The following is a 16,574-nucleotide window of genomic DNA, read 5'->3' as shown; positions in this document are numbered from 1 at the left end:
CATGTTTACTAGTCAGTGCATTACCGGACTAAATGAGTCAACATTTAAGACGCCGGACATGATCAAAAATGCGAGCGAGCCCCTAGGCCAGCCAGCTGCGAGCCTGGAAATTTGGAGTTGGGGCAATGGGGTTGGTGACTTGGGGACGGACGGGCCTGGCGGGCGATAGCGCGGGTTCGGGCTTCCGATCGTTGGCACGGGCAATGGCCGTTTTGATGGCTGGGTCGGCGGCAATTGCGCTCGGCGCACCCGCGGCAAAAGCGCAGCAGGCCGCACAGCCGGCAGATAGCCAACAGGCTGACCAGAAAAAGCAGGCCGACGAAAAGCCCTCGGGCAACGTTACCCTGCTCGACAAGATTCTCATCATCAGCCGCACCGGCGAAAGCGCGATCCAATCGCTGGCGTCAGCCAGCCATGTCGGCCAGGAACAGCTCGCCCGCCGCATGGCGACGACGCCCAACGAGATGCTGCTCGGTGTTCCAGGTGTCACCGTTCAGGCCGACGCCCGCCGCGTCAGCTCCAGCATCAACATCCGCGGCCTGCAGGATTTCGGCCGCGTCGCCGTCATCGTCGACGGTGCCAGGCAGGATTTCCAGCGCTCCGACCACGGCACGCAGTCGACCTTCTATGTCGATCCGGAGCTCATCAAGTCGGTCGACGTGATCCGCGGCCCAACCGCCAACACCTATGGCTCCGGCGCCATCGGCGGCGTCGTCTTCTTCGACACCAAAGACGCCGAGGACTTCCTCAGGCCCGGCGAGACGTGGGCCGGCTCGCTGATCGGGCGCTATGAGAGCAACGGCAAGGGCTGGACCACCAGTGCCACCGGCGCCTACAAGATCAACGACAACTGGGACGTCCTCGGCAACATCGTCTACCGCGACTACGACAACTACAAGAACGGCGGCGGCGACACCGTTGCGGGCACTGGTTTCGACGTGCTGAGCGGCCTGCTCAAGACCACGATCCGCCCGAGCGAAAACAGCGAGCTGAAACTTGGCTGGGTCGGTTCGAAAGACGGCTGGACCGAGACCAGCGGCAGCGTGCCGGCGAACGCCGACTTGAAGTCGAACACGTTCACGGCCCGCTACAACATCACCGACGACGCCAAGAGCTGGCTCGACCTCCACATCAACGCCTCCTACAACAGAACCGAGCTCGGCCTGACGACGCTTATTCCGCAGAACCGCTTCGATCCGGTGACCGGCCTGCCCGTAGTGCTGCCGGCCGGTTCGCAGTCGACCTTCGACGTCGGCACGACGGGCATCGACATCTGGAACACCTCGCGCTTCGAGACCGCCGGCATCGCGCATGAATTGACCTATGGCGGCGACTGGGTCGGCGACAATGTCGACACCGGCGGCACGGCCGGCGGCGACAGCTTCTATACGCCCGGCGGCAAGCGCAACGTTTCCGGCGCCTACGTCCAGGATAAGCTGACCTGGGAATGGCTCGAGCTCGTCACCGGCCTGCGCTACGACAATTACAGCCTGAAGGATGACACCCACGAAACCTCCGGCGACCGGGTATCGCCGCGCATCACCGTCGGCGTCTCGCCTTTCGAAAGCGCTGGCCTCGCGGGCCTGCAATTCTACGGCACCTATGCCGAGGGCTACCGGTCGCCCTCGCTGACCGAGACGCTGATCAGCGGCAACCATCCGGCCGGCGTCACCTTCCCGTTCCTGCCCAACCCGAACCTCAAGCCTGAAACCGGCAAGACCGTCGAGTTCGGCGTCAACTACAAGCAGAACGACGTCCTCGAGGGCGGCGACGCGCTGCGGCTCAAGGCTGCCTATTTCAACAACAATGTCGACGATTACATCGATGGCGTGACGCTATCGCCGTTCGACCCGACCAGCGGCTGCCCGTTCGGCCCGGGCATCCCGATCTGCTTCCAGTACCAGAACTTCGCCAAGGCCAGGATCAACGGTTTCGAGCTTGAGAGCGTCTACGACGCTGGCTGGGGCTATGCCGGGCTGTCGGCCTCGATCATCAACGGCCACACCATCTCCTATGAAGGCGAACGCGCCGATCTGGCCACCGTCCCCTCCTCGCAGGTGACCGGACAGCTCGGCTTCCGCTTCCTCGAGGACAGACTGACGGTCGGCGGCGAGGTCCAGTACAATGGCAAGCCCAAAGGCAATCCGGTGGCCAAGGACTACACACTGGTCAACGCCTTTGCCAGCTACCAGGCGACCGACAATTTCAAAGTCGATTTGCGCGTCGATAATCTGTTCGACGTCAAATACACCAACCCGCTGAACGGAAGCACCACCGCCGTGGTTTACGAACCTGGCGTCACGGTGAAGCTGGCGGCAACCATGCGCTTCGGAGGCTGACAAACATGAACCTGACGGCATCGCTTCGTCTCTTGACCTCGACGCTGGCGGTGTCGCTTGGCGTGGCGCCGGCGTGGGCCCAGTCCGCGCCGGCTCCGAGCCTGAACCTGGAGCTCAACGCCGCGCAACCGTCCGGCAAAGGCTGCCGGCTGACCTTCGTCGTCAACAACGCGCTTGGCGCCGACCTATCCAAGGCCGCGTTCGAGATCGCGCTGTTCAACGAAGCCGGCGTCGTCGATCGCCTCACCGTGCTCGACTTCAAGGACCTGCCGGCCGGCAAGACCAAGGTCACGCGCTTCGACCTCGCCGGCGCCGATTGCGGCAAGCTCAGCCGCGTGCTGATCAACAGCGCCACCGAATGCGCCGGCAACGGCGTCGAGCCGGCAACCTGCATGCGCGGCCTCAAGACCTCGACCAGGACCGGCATCGCTTTCGGGGTGTGAGGTGGGACTGCATCCCGCTTTCCGGCAAGGCGCCGGGCCTGCCTCCAGTCTGTTGCCATGGGCAGCAATCGATCTTGATTTGACAATTCCGCGTCGCGTGCGGCAGGTCTCGTCGCGAGACATGCAGGACATCAATTCCATCCCCGAAACCGGCAGCGAACCGGCGATCACGCCGGCCGAGCCGCTTGCGCGGCAATCGGCGACGGACCGCAAATGGCCGGTCGCGATCATCGCTTCCTGCGTTATCCATGCCGCTGCGGCGGCAGCGTTTCTCATCGTGCTCGACGGGTCACTCGATTCCCGGGATGCGATCCAGGTCGAGGGCACCGATCAGTCAGGGGCGGACGTCGTCGGCAGCGACGTGGACAGCCAGGCGCCGGGCGCGGTGAATGTCACGCTGGTCCCGGACCCGCGACCCACCAAATCCGAAGCAACTGAGCCCGTGGCGCCGACTGAAGCGCCTCAACCGGCAAGCAAACCGCCGACGCCGGAGGCCGCGTCGGAAGCCGTCAAACAGGCAAATACCGCTCCGGATATACTGGCGGCGGCTTCTCCACGCCCGGACGATCAGAGCGTTGCCACGCCCAGCGAACCGACAGCATCCGCAAACCAGGCGCAAAGCGCCGAAGCGCCTCCCACCGAGGCCGCCCAGCCGCCGGTTCCAAGCGAAAAACCGGCCGCGCCGGCGGGATCCGCAGGATCAAGCGACACCACCAATACGCGTGGCGCGGCCGATGGCGATGAACGCGAAGCGCCGGTCATTGCCAGCAAGGGCGCGAAGCAGACCGCCACCGGCAATGCCGTGGAATCGCGCTATAGCGGTGAAATTCAAAAGAAGCTTGCCCGCGCCAATCGTCGCGTTTCGAAATCGGTTCAGGCGAAGGCCCGCAACAATGCCAGGGTGGTCTTTGTCGTCATGGCCGACGGCAGCATCGGCGACTTGCAGCTCGCCGAAAGTTCAGGCTCCGACGAACTCGATCAATTCGCTTTGAAGATGGTGCGCCAGCAAGCGCCGTTCCCGCCCATTCCGCCCGAGACCGGGAGGTCAAGCTGGGTGTTCAGAGCGCGGGTCGGTCCGTTCTAACATCCGCGCCCGCGGACAGAGCCATCGTCAATCATCGAAATTCATCAATTTTTGAAAGGAATCCCATGTACATCGCCATGAACCGCTTCAAGGTGCAGACCGGCTCGGAGGAAGCCTTCGAGGATGTCTGGAAGAGCCGCGATTCCAGCCTTGCCGAAATGAAAGGCTTCCGCGAATTCCACCTGCTGCGCGGCCCGGTCAACGAGACCGAGGGCTACACGCTGTTTGCCTCGCACACAGTCTGGGCAAGCCAGGATGATTTCGTCGCCTGGACCAAGTCCGAGAATTTCCGCGCCGCGCACCGCAATGCCGGTGGCTCGAAGGTGCACTATCTCGGCCACCCGCAATTCGAAGGCTTCTCGGTCGTCGAAGGCGCCTGACCGCCGCAGGTTCGCGGCGGCCGCTTGTAGTCTCGCTGCCTGCTATGCCGCTGCTAGCAGGCTGGCATTGCCGCCGGCAGCGGTGGTGTCGACGCAGACGGCGCGCTCATGCGCATAGGCCGCCGGGTTGAGCACTTCGCTGACCAGCGGCACGATTGGGCCAGTCCTGTCGGCGACGACCTTGCGCACCACGCGCGCCGCTTCCGGCGTGCCTGAGAAAGCGACGACGTCGACGCGCAGCGAACGCGCCTCGACCGGATCGGGGCGGCCGTCGATCGCCGCCAGCGGCAAGCCCTTGCCGGTCAGCGCCGACAATGCCGCCGGCGCACCCGGCGCTACGGCAAGCACGGCGTTGCCGGCGGCCAAAGCCTGGATTGTCTGCGCGAGCAGTGTCTCGCCATCCGGGCCGAGGCAGAGCACTCGGCCCCTCGGCGACAGCGACAGCGTGTTGGCCTCACCGGTCGGTCCGGGCAGGTCGACCTGGCCGAAATCGAGGCTGGCGGCGGCGGCAATGGCCGCAGCGCCCTTGCCGCGCAGATGCTTCCTCAGGATCGCCACGCGATCGGCCCGCGTCGACCAGCCGCCAAGTGCGGGATCCGGTAGATTGTCGGCCAACTCGGTCGCCGTCACCTTGTGGCCCTCGCCGACTTCCGTGCCGGCTTCCGGCCCCTTGCGGAAGCGGCGCAGATAATGCGGCCCGCCGGCCTTCGGGCCGGTGCCCGACAGTCCCTCGCCGCCGAAAGGCTGCGAGCCGACGACGGCGCCGATCTGGTTGCGGTTGACGTAGATGTTGCCGGCGTGGATGCCGTCAACGAAATGCTGCGCGCGGCCCTCGATGCGGGTGTGCAAGCCGAAGGTCAGGCCGTAGCCCTTGCGGTTGATGGCGGCGATCACCGCGTCGATCTCATCGGCATCGAAGGTCGCGACATGCAGCACCGGGCCGAACACCTCGCGCTCCATCTCCTCGATGCCTTTGACGCGGAAGACATGCGGCGCGACGAAGCGGCCGTCCTTCGGCGCTTCGAGCTTGGCGATCAGCCGTCCTTCCAGCCCCTTCTTCTTGCAATAGTCGCTGATCGAGGCTTGCGCCTCATCGTCGATGACCGGACCGACATCGGTCGAGATTGCCCAAGGGTTGCCGATGGTGAGCGCTTCCATGGCGCCCTTCAGCATCTCCAGCATCTTCTTTTCGACGTCCTTCTGGACGTAGAGCACGCGCAGCGCCGAGCAGCGCTGGCCGGCACTCTGGAAGGCCGACGCAAGGATATCGCGCACCGCCTGTTCGGGCAGCGCCGTGGAATCGACGATCATCGCATTCAACCCGCCGGTCTCGGCGATCAGCATGGCGTCGGGCGCGGCGGTCTCGGCCAACTGCTTCTCGATCAGCTTGGCAACCTCGGTCGAGCCGGTGAAGCAGACGCCGGCAATGCGCGGATCGGCGGTCAGCGGCCCGCCGACCGAGGGCCGTCGCCCGGCAGCAGCTGGATGACATCTTCCGGCACACCGGCCTCGCGCAGCATCTCCACGGCGCGGAAGGCGATCAGCGGCGTCTGCTCGGCGGGCTTGGCGATCACCGAATTGCCGGTGACGAGGGCCGCAGCGATCTGGCCGGTGAAGATCGCCAGCGGGAAATTCCAGGGCGAGATGCAGACGATGGCGCCGCGCGCTTCCGTGCCCGCCTCGGCATTCGCGGCCTCGGCTGCATAGTAGCGCAGGAAGTCGACCGCTTCGCGCACCTCGGCGACGCCGTCGGCCAGCGACTTGCCCGCTTCCCTTGTGGCCAAAGCGAAAAACTCCACCGCATTGGCTTCGTAGAGATCGGCGGCGCGGTTGAGGATCGCGGCGCGCTCGGAGACCGGGCGCCTGGCCCAGGCCGGTTGCGCTTCGACGGCGATGCGGACGGCGGTCGCCACCTGCTTGGCGGCCGCTTCATGCACCGTGCCGACGATCTCGTTCGGCTTGGCCGGATTGACGATCTGGCGCTGCTTGCCGTAACCGGCGGCGCGCGTGATCGGCTTGGCGTGCCAAAGGTCCGCCGCCGCAAACGCGGCTCTCGCTTTATCGATGGCCGCGAGCGTCACCGGGTCGGTGATATCGAACCCCTTGGAGTTGCGCCGGCCAGCGCCGAAGATCGCGGCCGGGCGGACAATCGCCGGATTGGCCGCCGGGCCCTGGCTTTCGACCGCCTCCAGCGGATCGCGCGCGATCTCCTCCGGCTCGACGTCCTCGTCGGTCAACTGGTGGACAAAGGAAGAGTTGGCGCCGTTCTCCAGGAGACGCCGCACCAGATAGGCGAGCAGGTCGGAATGCGCGCCGACCGGCGCGTAGATGCGGCAGCGTGTGCCTTCGGACCGGCGCACCGTCTCATGCAGCGCCTCGCCCATGCCATGCAGGCGCTGGAACTCGAAGCTGTCGCGGTCCTTCGCCATCGACAGGATGGCGGCCACCGTATGCGCGTTATGGGTGGCGAATTGCGGATAGATGCGGTCGGTCATCGACAGCAGCTTTTTCGCGCAAGCCACATAGGAAACGTCGGTGTTGGCCTTGCGGGTGAAGACCGGATAGCCGGTCAGCCCGAGCGTCTGCGCGCGCTTGATCTCGGTGTCCCAATAGGCGCCCTTGACCAGCCGCACCATGATCCTGCGGTCGTATTTCTTCGCCAGCGCGTAAAGCCAGTCGATGGCGAAGGCCGCGCGTGGCCCATAGGCTTGTACGACAACCCCGAAACCATCCCACCCGGCGAGTTCCGGATCGGCCAGCACGCGCTCGATGACATCGAGCGACAGGTCGAGCCGGTCGGCTTCCTCGGCATCGATGTTGAGGCCCATGCGCGAATGCCGCGCGGCGAGCGCCAGCGACAACAGCCGCTCGGCCATCACCGGCAGCATCTTCTCCTTCTGCGCCTCTTCGTAGCGCGGATGCAGTGCCGACAGCTTGACCGAAATGCCGTGGTTGAAACGGATGTCGGGACCGTTCGAGCCGGAATCGAGCGAGGAAATCGCGTCCGCATAGGCTTTGAGATAGCGCAGCGCATCGGCTTCGGTGCGCGCCGCCTCGCCCAGCATGTCGAAGGAATAGAGATAGCCCTTCTGCGTCATCGGCCTGCCGCGTTTGACGGCTTCCGCGATCGTACGTCCAAGCACGAACTGCTCGCCCATCTCGCGCATGGCCGCAGCCACCGCCTTGCGGATGACCGGCTCGCCGAGCCTGCGCACCATAGAGCGCAGCGTGCCTTCGATGCCGCCCTCGCCTTCGTCGAGCACGCGGCCGGTCAGCATCAACGCCCAGGTCGAGGCGTTGACGAAGATCGAACTCGAACCGCCCGAATGCGCCGACCAGTCATGCGGCGCGATCTTGTCGGCGATGAGATCGTCCATCGTCTCGGTGTCGGGCACGCGCAGCAGCGCCTCGGCCAGGCACATCAGCGCCACGCCTTCCTTGGTCGACAGTCCATAGGCCGAGAGAAAAACCTCCATCAGCCGGGGGTCGGTCGAGCCGCGCACCGCGCGCACCAGATCGGCGGCGCGGCCTGAGATCGCCTTGCGCTGTTGCGCCGACAATCCCGCTGCCGCCGACAGGCGGTTTACCGCCTCGTCTTCATCGGGCAAATAATTGGCGCGGATCTGCTGGCGGATGGCGTCGAGCGGCATGTCGGGTCCATGAAAGCGAGCGTCAGGGAGCGGTCTGGCCACTGCCGGACCGATTGGCGCAAGCTAGCATAGCTGCGGATTTCAGTCGGTCCAAAGAAATCGACAAGATAGTCCGATCGATCTATCATTCGGGTCAAAACCTTCTCATTTCGACCACGATTTCGATGACCGAAGACCAATTGGACCGCATTGACCGTAACATCCTGTCCGCGCTCGGTCGCGACGGCAGGCTTTCGATGTCTGAGCTGGCCTTGAAGGTCGGCCTGTCGAAGACGCCGGTGCAGGCACGCGTGAAGCGGCTGGAGAAGGACGGCTACATAAGGGGCTACCGCGCCATCATCGACCGCGAGCGCATGGGCGAAGGCCATGTCGCCTTCGTCCAGGTGAAGCTCTCGGACACGCGCTCAGCCGCGCTCGATGCCTTCAACCGCGCTGTCCAGGCCGTGCCGGAGATCGAGCAATGCCACATGATGGCGTCGAGTTTCGACTATCTGCTGAAAGTCCGCACCACCGACATCGCCGCCTATCGTCGCGTACTGGGCGAGCGCATCTCGGCCCTTCCCCATGTCGCCCAGACCTCGACTTTTGTGGCAATGGAGACGGTCAAGGATCGCTAGCGGACGGTTCGCCTGGCGGATCGGCTTCGTCTCCGGCCCTTATCGATGCTTCGACAATCGCGAATTCCTCTCGCAAGGCCGCGAATTCAGCGACGAACTCGGGATCCTTGAACCAATCCCTGGCGGCATCTTCAACGAGAACTATTTTCCGGCTCATAGGGGCCTTCTTATCCCATCATTCCGACAGTGTCTTGAGAAACGCCACCAAGGCCGCCCGCTCGCGGTCCGACAGGTCGAGCGGATGAACTTCGGAGACGCCCTCGACGGCGAGCGGCGCTTTTGAATAATGCGCCACGACCTCGTCGAGCGTCGAGAACTGGCCGGCATGCATATAGGGCGGCCGGTCCGCCACGCCCCTGAGCGACGGCGTCTTATAGGCGCGCATGATTTGCGGGCCGTCCTTCACCATGAAGCGCAACTCGCGGCAGGCGCTGGCGCCGCCATCGCGGAACTCACCCAGACAGTTGAAGGGATCGGCCTGGACTTGCGCCACGGCGTCGACCCGGCCGCGATCCAGGGGCAGACCGTCGACCGGCGGCACGCCGGTGTTGTGGAAGGAATTGTCGGTGAAGCGCGGCCCGTTATGGCAGGTCACGCAATTGGCCTTGCCGATGAACAGCTTCAATCCAAGAATCTCTTCCTGCGAGAACGCCGCATCGCCTTGCCGTGCTGCGCCGGTCGCGAGATCGATGGCGAAGCGGTCGAAGCGCGTTTGCCCAGGCTCGATCGAGCGCTCGAAGGCGGCGATCGCCTTGCCGATATTGGCGTAGACGCGGTTGACGTCCTCCTGCTGGCCGGCGGGCATCGCGCTCCACGCCGCCTTGTCGGCATCGCTGCCGAGCGGACTGGCATTGGCGGGCACTGTCGAAAGATCGGGCAGCGGCCCGAAGATGCGCTCATAACGCTCGCCGAACCGCCTCTTGATGTAATGCGCGAAGGCGGCCCGGTTGCCGGCCTGCTCGAGCGGATTTTCGAGCGGTGTCAGCGCCTGCGCCCACAGACTGTCGCGCCGCCCGTCCCAGAAGAACCACGCATTGCGCGCGACGCCCGCCAACGGCATGGTGCGCCGGTTGGTGCGGCCGACGCCGACCGCTTGCGGCAGGTCGTCCTGGAACTGGCGATCGATCTTGTGGCAGGTCGAGCAGGATACGCTGCCGTCGCGGCTCATGCCGCCGTCGAAGAACAGCGTCGAGCCGAGCGCGGCTGCGGCCGGCATGTCGGCGTACCGGTTCGTGGTGTCGGGTTTCAGCGAAGGCAGCGTGTTCAGCGCCAGCGAGGCGATGGTCTTCTTTTCCGCATCGCTGAACTCAGGCTTGCCGCAACCGCCGAGCAAGGCGAGTGCGGCCAAAGCGAGCAGACCTGCGGCAGCGGCAAACCGGCTCATTTGCCGCTCACAGCACGATGTTGAAGACGACGGAATCCGACCCCGCCGCCGCTGAAATGCCAAAATGCAACTGCCACCAGCCGCTCATGGTGAACTTCACGCCATCGATGCGGTAACGCCCCGCGCCGAGATAGTCGGTCGCTTGCGGGCTGGTCGGCAGTCCGTGATCGTGCTGCGGCATGCCGCCGGAAACAGTGATCGCCGCGCCCTCCACCGGCGCGCCGGCGGCGGTCTTCAGCGTCAGCAACCAGGATTGCAACTCGCCTTGCCGGACAACGCCGCGTTCCGGCTCGAAGCTCGCCACGAACAGGCCGTTCGCCGTTTTCTTCGAGCGCGACAGGTCCGGGCCCGCCGCCGATTGCGGCAGCATCAGATAGACAGCCGCCAGGATGCCGACCAGCAGGGCAGCCAGACCGAGACCCGCAAGAATGTAACGCCATACCGATGCCAAACCCGTTCCTCTTCGGCTGCTAACGTCGCGGGCTCGCTGTCGCGTCCCGCGTGGCCTGTGGGAAATCGCTTCTGGCGCAAAATTCGACCTTCGCCAAGCATGGCGCTATCAACTGCAAAAAGCTACAGCAACAAAGCGTTAGAGCAGGAATGGGCTGCATGGCAGGCAACGGTATCGCGTCGATCGGCGAGTGCATGCTTGAGCTCTCGGGCCAGGCCGGCGACAATTGGCGCATGGGTTTTGCCGGCGACACTTTCAACACGCTGTGGGCGCTGCATGCGCTGAGCCCAGACCGGCCCGCAACCTATGTCTCGGCCTTTGGCGACGATCCTTTCTCGCGCGACCAGATCGATTTCTTCGGGCAGAACGGCATCGGCATCGGCAGCAGTCCGGTGATCGCCGGCGCAAGGCCGGGCCTCTACGCCATCACGCTGACGGGCGCCGAGCGCGCCTTCACCTATTGGCGCGCCGATGCCGCGGCGCGCAAACTCGCCTCCGATCCGGCCGCGCTGGCGAAAAGCCTTGAAAACCAGGCGCTTGTCTATTTTTCCGAATCACCCTGGCAATCCTGGACGAGGCCGCGCGGAAGACATTGCTGGCCGCCGTCGCCGCCGCTCGCACCGAAGGTTCGCTCATCGCCTTCGATCCCAACTACCGTCCTCGGCTTTGGTCGAGCCGCGAGACGGCGCAAGCCGCGATCCTGCAAGCGCTTGCCGCCGCGGACATCGCACTCCCGACCTTTCCGGACGAGCAGATGCTGTTCGGCGACGACACGCCGGAAGCGACCGCCGAGCGTCTCAGCAAGCTTGTCGGCGAGGTGATCGTCAAGAATGGCGAGCAGCCGGCATTGATCGCCGCGAACGGCAACTCCGAAAAGGTTGAGGCGGTTTATGTCGCAACGCCCGTCGACACCACCGGTGCCGGCGATTCCTTCAACGGCGGCTATCTTGCGGCCCGCCTTGCCGGCCATGCGCCCGCCGACGCGGCCCGCCGCGCGCATCGCGTTGCCGCCGCGGTGGTGCAGGTTCGCGGCGCGCTGGCACCGTTCGAGGTGCTGAGAGCTGCCTTCGACAATTAAGCGAAATCGAAGCTTAGACGCGCATCACTTCAATAGTGTAAAACTTAAGGCAGCCGGAAGCGGTATTCCGTGACCTGGTGATAGATCTGCCCCGGCCACAGCGTCGCCTGCGGGAAATACGGCCGGTTCGGCGCGTCGGGCCAGGTTTGCGCCTCGAGGCAGAGGCCCGAAAACGCCCTGTAGCGGCGCCCATCAAGGCCCGGCGATGTCGGCGCCACATATTGCCCGCTATAGAGCTGCAGGCCGGGCTCCGTGGTCCAGACCTCCATTTCGACGCCGGAATTGGCGCCCTGCACCCAGGCCGCCTGGTGCAACGGTCCACGGCTGGAGGCCAGGCAGTAGTTCATGTCGTAGGCAAGCTGCTCGCCTTCCATTTCCATGCGCAACGGCCGTGCCTGGCGGAAATCGTAAGGCGTGTCGTCGACCGGCTTCACCACGCCGGTCGGGATCATCTCGGCGTCGACCGGCGTGAAGGCGCCGGCATTGAGCATCAGCCGGTGGTCGAGAATGTCGCCGGTCCCGCCATCGTCGAGGTTGAAATAAGAGTGCTGCGCCAGATTGCACAGCGTCGGCTCCTCACAGGTGGCGGTGAGCTCCATGCTCAGCGTGCCGGGGATTTTAAGCCGATAGGTGCAGGTGACGTCGAGCGCGCCGGGAAAGCCCATCGCGCCGTCCGGGTCGTGCAGCGTCAGCGTCACGAAATCGCGGCCGTGCAGCGAAACCGTCCAAGGCCGGTGGAAATAGCCTTCCGAGCCGCCATGCAGCGTGTGCTTGCCGAGGAAATTGCGCTCCGTCTGGTAGCGCTTGCCGGCAAGGGTGAAGCGGCCATTGCCGATGCGGTTTGCAAAGCGCCCAACCACGGCGCCGAAGAAAGCGCGGTCGGTCTCGTAGGGCTCGAAACGATCATAGCCGAGCACCAGCGGCGCATCATGGCCGGTGAGCCTGAGGTCCTGGACGATCGCGCCAAGCCCGATGATGTTGGCTGTGATGCCGCCGCCCCGGATGGTGAAGCGGCGCACGGCCTCGCCCGCCTGCGTCGTGCCGAAGACCTCGCCGTCCTTCATCGCTGTGTCCGAATCGTCTGTCTGTTGATCCGTGGACTGTGGCCGGCTGCATGGCGTCCGGCAGGGCAGGCCGGATCACGATACCGGTTCGTTGAACGGTCATCCTGATCCAGCTCTTGGTTGGGGCATGATCTTTTCCGAAAACCGGTTCCCACTTTTCGGGATCATGCTCTGGATGCCTGCCCGTTCCACGGATCAGGATCAGAGGCCGAGGCCGCCGATGCAGACATATTTGGTGTCGAGGTAATCCTCGATGCCCTGATGTCCGCCTTCCTTGCCGAGGCCGGATTCCTTGACGCCGCCGAATGGCGCCTCGGGCGTGGTGATCAGGCCTTCATTGACGCCGACCATGCCGTATTTCAGCCCTTCCATGACGCGGAAGGCGCGACCGAGATCGCCCGTATAGAAATAGGCGGCGAGGCCGAACTCGGTGTCGTTGGCTAACGATACCGCCTCTTCCTCGGTCTCGAACTTGAACACCGGTGCGATCGGCCCAAAGATCTCTTCCTTCATGAAGCGCATCTTCGGCGTGGCATTGGCGATCACGGTCGGCTGGAAGAACGAGCCACCCAGCGCATGGCGCTTGCCGCCGGCGACGACCTTGCCGCCCTTCGACGTCGCGTCGGCGATGAATTCCTCGACCTTCTCGACTGCCTTCTCGTCAATCAGCGGGCCCTGCTGCACGCCTTCCTCCAGGCCCGAGCCGACCTTGAGGTTGTTGCTGGCGGCCGCAAGCTTCTCGACGAACTTGTCATAGATGCCGGCCTGGACGAGGAAGCGGTTGGTGCAGACGCAGGTCTGGCCGGAATTGCGGTACTTGGCGGTTATGGCGCCGGCGACCGCGCGATCGATGTCGGCGTCGTCGAAGACCAGGAATGGCGCGTTGCCGCCAAGCTCCATCGACACGTTTTTGACAGTGACCGACGACTTCTGGATCAGGATCTTGCCGACCTCGGTCGAGCCGGTAAAGGTGATCTTCTTGACCAGCGGATTGGCGCAAATCTCATCGCCGATTTCCCGGCCGAGCCGGTCAGGATGTTGACCACGCCCTTGGGGAAGCCGACTTCCTCGGCGAGCGCACCCCAGGCCAGACCCGAATAGGGCGTCTGCGAGGCGGGCTTGACCACCGCGGTACAGCCTGCGGCCAGTGCGGGGCCGAGCTTGCGGGCCAGCATAGAGGACGGAAAATTCCACGGCGTGATGGCGGCGATGACGCCGACCGGCTCCTTGGTTACCAGGATGCGGCGATCGCCCCACGGCGACGGCACGACATCGCCATAGGTGCGGCGGCCTTCCTCGGCGAACCACAGGATGTAGCTCGCGGCCGAGCCGATCTCGCCCTTGGATTCGGCGAGCGACTTGCCCTGCTCGATGGTCAGCAGTTCGGCCAGCACGTCCTGATTGTCCATCATCGCGTCATGCAGCTTGCGCAGCAGCTTCGAGCGCTCGAGCGCGGTCGTCTTGCGCCAGCTTTTGAAAGCTTCCTCGGCAGCCTCGATGGCGCGGCGGGTTTCGGCCTTGCCGGCTTTCGGCACAGTGCCGATCTTGAGGCCCGTCGCCGGATTGGTGACGTCGACGGTCTGGCCGCTGTCGGCCTGCACCCATTCGCCGTTGATGAGATTGGCCTGGCGCATGAAATGGCTGGTTTTCTGAAGCATGGTCTGGCCTCCGTACGGCGCGCTGATCGGCCGTTTTGTCTGGATATCCGATGGAGCGTGCTTGAGCCGCACACTGGCGCATTGCTCTTACCTAGGGAAAGGCGGGCAAGCAATCGCAAGATGGCATATAGGGGTTGGGCCAGCAAAAGCGAGCCCGGTCCGAGCGGTTCTATCCGAATACGTGGATGGCCACGGTCAGCCAGAAAGACGTGGTTAGCACCGCGCTTGCGGTGGCCAGCGTCATCTGGTTCGAGGCCAGCGCCTGGCCGGTGTTGAACTGGACGGCGATCAGGTAGGAATTGATGCCCGACGGCAGCGCCGCGACGACGACCGCAACCTTGGCCGTCAGCGGCGGCAGGCCGAGCAGCCAGACGAACGCCAGCACCAGCGCCGGCATCAGGAACAGTTTCAGGAACGACAGCGCCAAGGCGGGCCGGATGTTGCCGGAAATGCCGAAGCGGCGCAGGCTGAGCCCCATTGCGAACAGCGCCACCGGGCCGGCCGTATCCGCCAGCGTATCGACCAGCCGCTCGACAAGGTCCGGCATCGGCACGCCGCTGACGCGCCAGGCGAGACCTGCCAGAATGCCGATGATCAGCGGATTGATGAACAGCCGCCGCAGAAAGCTTTTGATGATGCGCAGCGGATGGACGGTTTCGCCGCCGGTGCGGCCGAACATCTCGAACAGCACGATCGAGGCCATCATCATGATCGGCAGATGGACCGAGACCAGCAGCGACAGCACCTCGAAGCCGTTCGCCCCGAAGATGCCGAGGATGAAGGGCGCACCGAGCAGCACGACATTGGAATAGGCCGACGACACGCCGCCGACGATGCCGGCACGGGCGTCGCGGCCGAAGATGCGCGTCATGACCAGATGGCCGGCGGTCCAGGTGATGGCCGCAGCCGCGAAATAGGCGGCCCACAGCGACCACGGCGTGACGCCGTGGAAATCGGACTGCACCATGGTCTGGAACAGCAGCAGCGGCATCGCGACATTGACGGCGAATTCGGAAATGCCCTCCCCGCTCGCCGGCTTCAGATAGCCGGTGAGCCCGGCGAGATAGCCGAGCGCCACGAGACTGAAGACGAACAGGACGGTTTCGACCAGCGGAGACATTTTTCCCGTGATAGGCGAGGCCCCGTGATGGCGCAATCCACCGGCCCCGTGCCTATCAAGTCTTCTGTCCAGCCGGTATGCCAGGCGGTCTGCTTGTCTTTCGGCCGGCTTTGCGGTCCCTATATGCCAATCATGGCCCCCGGGCCCTCGGGCCGCCATAAGGACTTCTCATGCTGCGACTTGCCCTGGCGCTTTTCCTGTTCGTTGTTCCGAGCCTTGCCCACGCGACCGACGCGGGCTGGGCGCTGCTGCGCGAGGGCGGTCATGTCGTCCTGCTTCGCCACGCCTACGTCACCGGCGCGACCGATCCGGCGAATTTCAGCATCGACAATTGCGCTACGCAGCTCAATCTGTCGGAGCGCGGCAAGCAGCAGGCGAGCCGCATCGGCGCGCTTTTCGCGGCCCGCGCCGCGCCCATCGAGCGCGTGCTGTCCAGCCGCTATTGCCGCAGTCTCGACACTGCCCGCATCGCTTTCGAAGCCGAGCCGGAACCCTTCGCGCCGCTCGACCTGCTGAAAGCCGACCCCGCCGAGAAGGCCGCGCAGATCGCGGCGGTAATGAAGGAAATCCGCAGCTATTCCGGGTCCGACAATCTGGTGCTGGTCACGCATCTGGAAAACATCGAGGCCCTCACCGGCGTTTCGCCGCGCGAAGGGGAAGCGGTGGTGGTGGCGCCGGAGGGCGACGGCCTCAAGGTGCTTGGGCGCGTGACGTTCTGAGACGCGCATCGCGCAACTGTTGCCAAAATGCCACTTCCGAAAGAAGCCGCGAATTCGACACCACAATGCCGCTTGCGACAACCCGTCGCAGGGTCTATACGCCCGCTCCCGGTCACGAAAACCGAAGCGAGCACAACGGTTGGAGCTTTCGCCTCCGCCCGTGCAGGCGGCTTTTGCCGCCCTGTATACGGCGCCGTTTCGGGTGTTGGGATTGCGGGTGTAGCTCAGAGGTTAGAGCGCCGGATTTGGGTCCGGAGGTCGAGGGTTCGAGTCCCTTCATCCACACTACGGATAGCTCAGTTTGGTTAGAGCGTCAGACTTATAATCTGATTGTCGAAGGTTCGATTCCTTCTCCAATGGCCTGTTAAGCCATCTGAAAAACGGTCCGAGGACCGGAATGCTGAAGACCTGACGGACGGCCGAAGCCTGCGGGCCAAGGCCGTATCGGAGGGTCCGACGCCATCGGCTCGCGGCCAGGCTCGCGGTGATGGTCAAGGCGCGGTGTCGCCGGCAAGGCAGGCTTCGGCTTGCCGCGCCCGCTTCGCTGCCCCGCGACCCGCTCCCGAAGGCCCGCCGCGGATTGATGC

General features: G+C 64.7%; 10 protein-coding genes, 2 tRNA genes and 3 pseudogenes. 9 read left to right on the top strand and 6 right to left on the bottom strand.

The window, feature by feature from the left end; translation table 11 throughout:
* Nucleotides 1–125 precede the first annotated feature (125 nt).
* The 4 genes from ACVDG8_RS32985 (at nt 126) to ACVDG8_RS32970 (ending at nt 4,246) form a co-directional block, all read left to right on the top strand.
* A complete protein-coding gene (locus ACVDG8_RS32985; RefSeq protein ID WP_447252208.1) occupies nt 126–2,339 on the top strand; it encodes a TonB-dependent hemoglobin/transferrin/lactoferrin family receptor in 2,214 nt (737 codons plus the stop codon).
* Between the two features lie 5 nt (nt 2,340–2,344).
* Nucleotides 2,345–2,782 carry a hypothetical protein gene (locus ACVDG8_RS32980; RefSeq protein ID WP_447252207.1) on the top strand — a complete coding sequence of 146 codons (438 nt, stop codon included), beginning with the start codon at nt 2,345–2,347 and terminating at the stop codon, nt 2,780–2,782.
* A gap of 79 nt (nt 2,783–2,861) precedes the next feature.
* Nucleotides 2,862–3,866, top strand: a complete 1,005-nt coding sequence (locus tag ACVDG8_RS32975; RefSeq protein ID WP_447252206.1) for a TonB family protein — start codon at nt 2,862–2,864, stop codon at nt 3,864–3,866.
* Nucleotides 3,867–3,931: 65 nt separating this feature from the next.
* Entirely contained in the window at nt 3,932–4,246 is a 315-nt protein-coding gene (locus ACVDG8_RS32970; protein WP_447252205.1) for an antibiotic biosynthesis monooxygenase family protein, read from the top strand.
* A 42-nt stretch (nt 4,247–4,288) separates the two neighbouring features.
* On the opposite strand, the pseudogene putA reads toward ACVDG8_RS32970, so the two are convergent.
* Nucleotides 4,289–7,896 (bottom strand): annotated as a pseudogene (gene putA, locus ACVDG8_RS32965) (bifunctional proline dehydrogenase/L-glutamate gamma-semialdehyde dehydrogenase PutA).
* A 164-nt stretch (nt 7,897–8,060) separates the two neighbouring features.
* On the opposite strand from putA, the gene ACVDG8_RS32960 reads away from it, so the two are divergent.
* Nucleotides 8,061–8,513 (top strand): Lrp/AsnC family transcriptional regulator, encoded by a 453-nt coding sequence (locus tag ACVDG8_RS32960; RefSeq protein ID WP_447252203.1) that lies wholly within the window; start codon nt 8,061–8,063, stop codon nt 8,511–8,513.
* A 175-nt stretch (nt 8,514–8,688) separates the two neighbouring features.
* Here the strand turns inward: ACVDG8_RS32960 and ACVDG8_RS32955 are convergent, their stop codons facing one another.
* Both ACVDG8_RS32955 and ACVDG8_RS32950 read right to left on the bottom strand, forming a co-directional pair.
* Complete coding sequence (locus tag ACVDG8_RS32955) at nt 8,689–9,897, bottom strand: cytochrome-c peroxidase (RefSeq protein ID WP_447252202.1); 1,209 nt, start codon at nt 9,895–9,897, stop codon at nt 8,689–8,691.
* Between the two features lie 7 nt (nt 9,898–9,904).
* Nucleotides 9,905–10,348: a FixH family protein gene (locus tag ACVDG8_RS32950; protein ID WP_447252201.1), complete on the bottom strand. Its 444-nt coding sequence runs from the start codon at nt 10,346–10,348 to the stop codon at nt 9,905–9,907.
* A gap of 158 nt (nt 10,349–10,506) precedes the next feature.
* Between ACVDG8_RS32950 and ACVDG8_RS32945 the strand changes: the two are divergent.
* A pseudogene (locus ACVDG8_RS32945) lies at nt 10,507–11,426 on the top strand (sugar kinase).
* A 44-nt stretch (nt 11,427–11,470) separates the two neighbouring features.
* Here the strand turns inward: ACVDG8_RS32945 and ACVDG8_RS32940 are convergent.
* From ACVDG8_RS32940 to ACVDG8_RS32930, 3 genes and pseudogenes are all read right to left on the bottom strand, one after another.
* On the bottom strand, nt 11,471–12,490 hold the full coding sequence (locus ACVDG8_RS32940; RefSeq protein WP_447252199.1) for an aldose epimerase family protein: 1,020 nt from the start codon (nt 12,488–12,490) through the stop codon (nt 11,471–11,473).
* Between the two features lie 201 nt (nt 12,491–12,691).
* Nucleotides 12,692–14,148, bottom strand: a pseudogene (locus ACVDG8_RS32935) (NAD-dependent succinate-semialdehyde dehydrogenase).
* A gap of 169 nt (nt 14,149–14,317) precedes the next feature.
* Complete coding sequence (locus ACVDG8_RS32930; RefSeq protein ID WP_447252197.1) at nt 14,318–15,268, bottom strand: AEC family transporter; 951 nt, start codon at nt 15,266–15,268, stop codon at nt 14,318–14,320.
* A 170-nt stretch (nt 15,269–15,438) separates the two neighbouring features.
* Between ACVDG8_RS32930 and ACVDG8_RS32925 the strand changes: the two genes are divergently transcribed.
* From ACVDG8_RS32925 to ACVDG8_RS32915, 3 genes are all read left to right on the top strand, one after another.
* Nucleotides 15,439–15,987: a histidine phosphatase family protein gene (locus ACVDG8_RS32925; RefSeq protein ID WP_447252196.1), complete on the top strand. Its 549-nt coding sequence runs from the start codon at nt 15,439–15,441 to the stop codon at nt 15,985–15,987.
* A 213-nt stretch (nt 15,988–16,200) separates the two neighbouring features.
* A tRNA-OTHER gene (locus ACVDG8_RS32920) sits at nt 16,201–16,272 on the top strand.
* A 5-nt stretch (nt 16,273–16,277) separates the two neighbouring features.
* Nucleotides 16,278–16,347 (top strand) — tRNA-Ile (locus ACVDG8_RS32915).
* The last annotated feature ends 227 nt before the right edge of the window (nt 16,348–16,574 follow it).

This window comes from Mesorhizobium sp. ORM8.1, from assembly GCF_053005525.2.
Note: the sequence above shows the minus strand (reverse complement) of the source record. Positions and strands in the feature narration are given on the sequence as shown.

Excerpts from the sequence above, each read along its gene's own strand:
- ACVDG8_RS32985 (WP_447252208.1), top strand. The coding sequence starts at position 126 with ATGGGGTTGGTGACTTGGGGACGGACGGGCCTGGCGGGCGATAGCGCG.
- ACVDG8_RS32980 (WP_447252207.1), top strand. The coding sequence starts at position 2,345 with ATGAACCTGACGGCATCGCTTCGTCTCTTGACCTCGACGCTGGCGGTG.
- ACVDG8_RS32970 (WP_447252205.1), top strand. The coding sequence starts at position 3,932 with ATGTACATCGCCATGAACCGCTTCAAGGTGCAGACCGGCTCGGAGGAA.
- ACVDG8_RS32960 (WP_447252203.1), top strand. The coding sequence starts at position 8,061 with ATGACCGAAGACCAATTGGACCGCATTGACCGTAACATCCTGTCCGCG.
- ACVDG8_RS32955 (WP_447252202.1), bottom strand. The coding sequence starts at position 9,897 with ATGAGCCGGTTTGCCGCTGCCGCAGGTCTGCTCGCTTTGGCCGCACTC.
- ACVDG8_RS32940 (WP_447252199.1), bottom strand. The coding sequence starts at position 12,490 with ATGAAGGACGGCGAGGTCTTCGGCACGACGCAGGCGGGCGAGGCCGTG.
- ACVDG8_RS32930 (WP_447252197.1), bottom strand. The coding sequence starts at position 15,268 with ATGTCTCCGCTGGTCGAAACCGTCCTGTTCGTCTTCAGTCTCGTGGCG.
- ACVDG8_RS32925 (WP_447252196.1), top strand. The coding sequence starts at position 15,439 with ATGCTGCGACTTGCCCTGGCGCTTTTCCTGTTCGTTGTTCCGAGCCTT.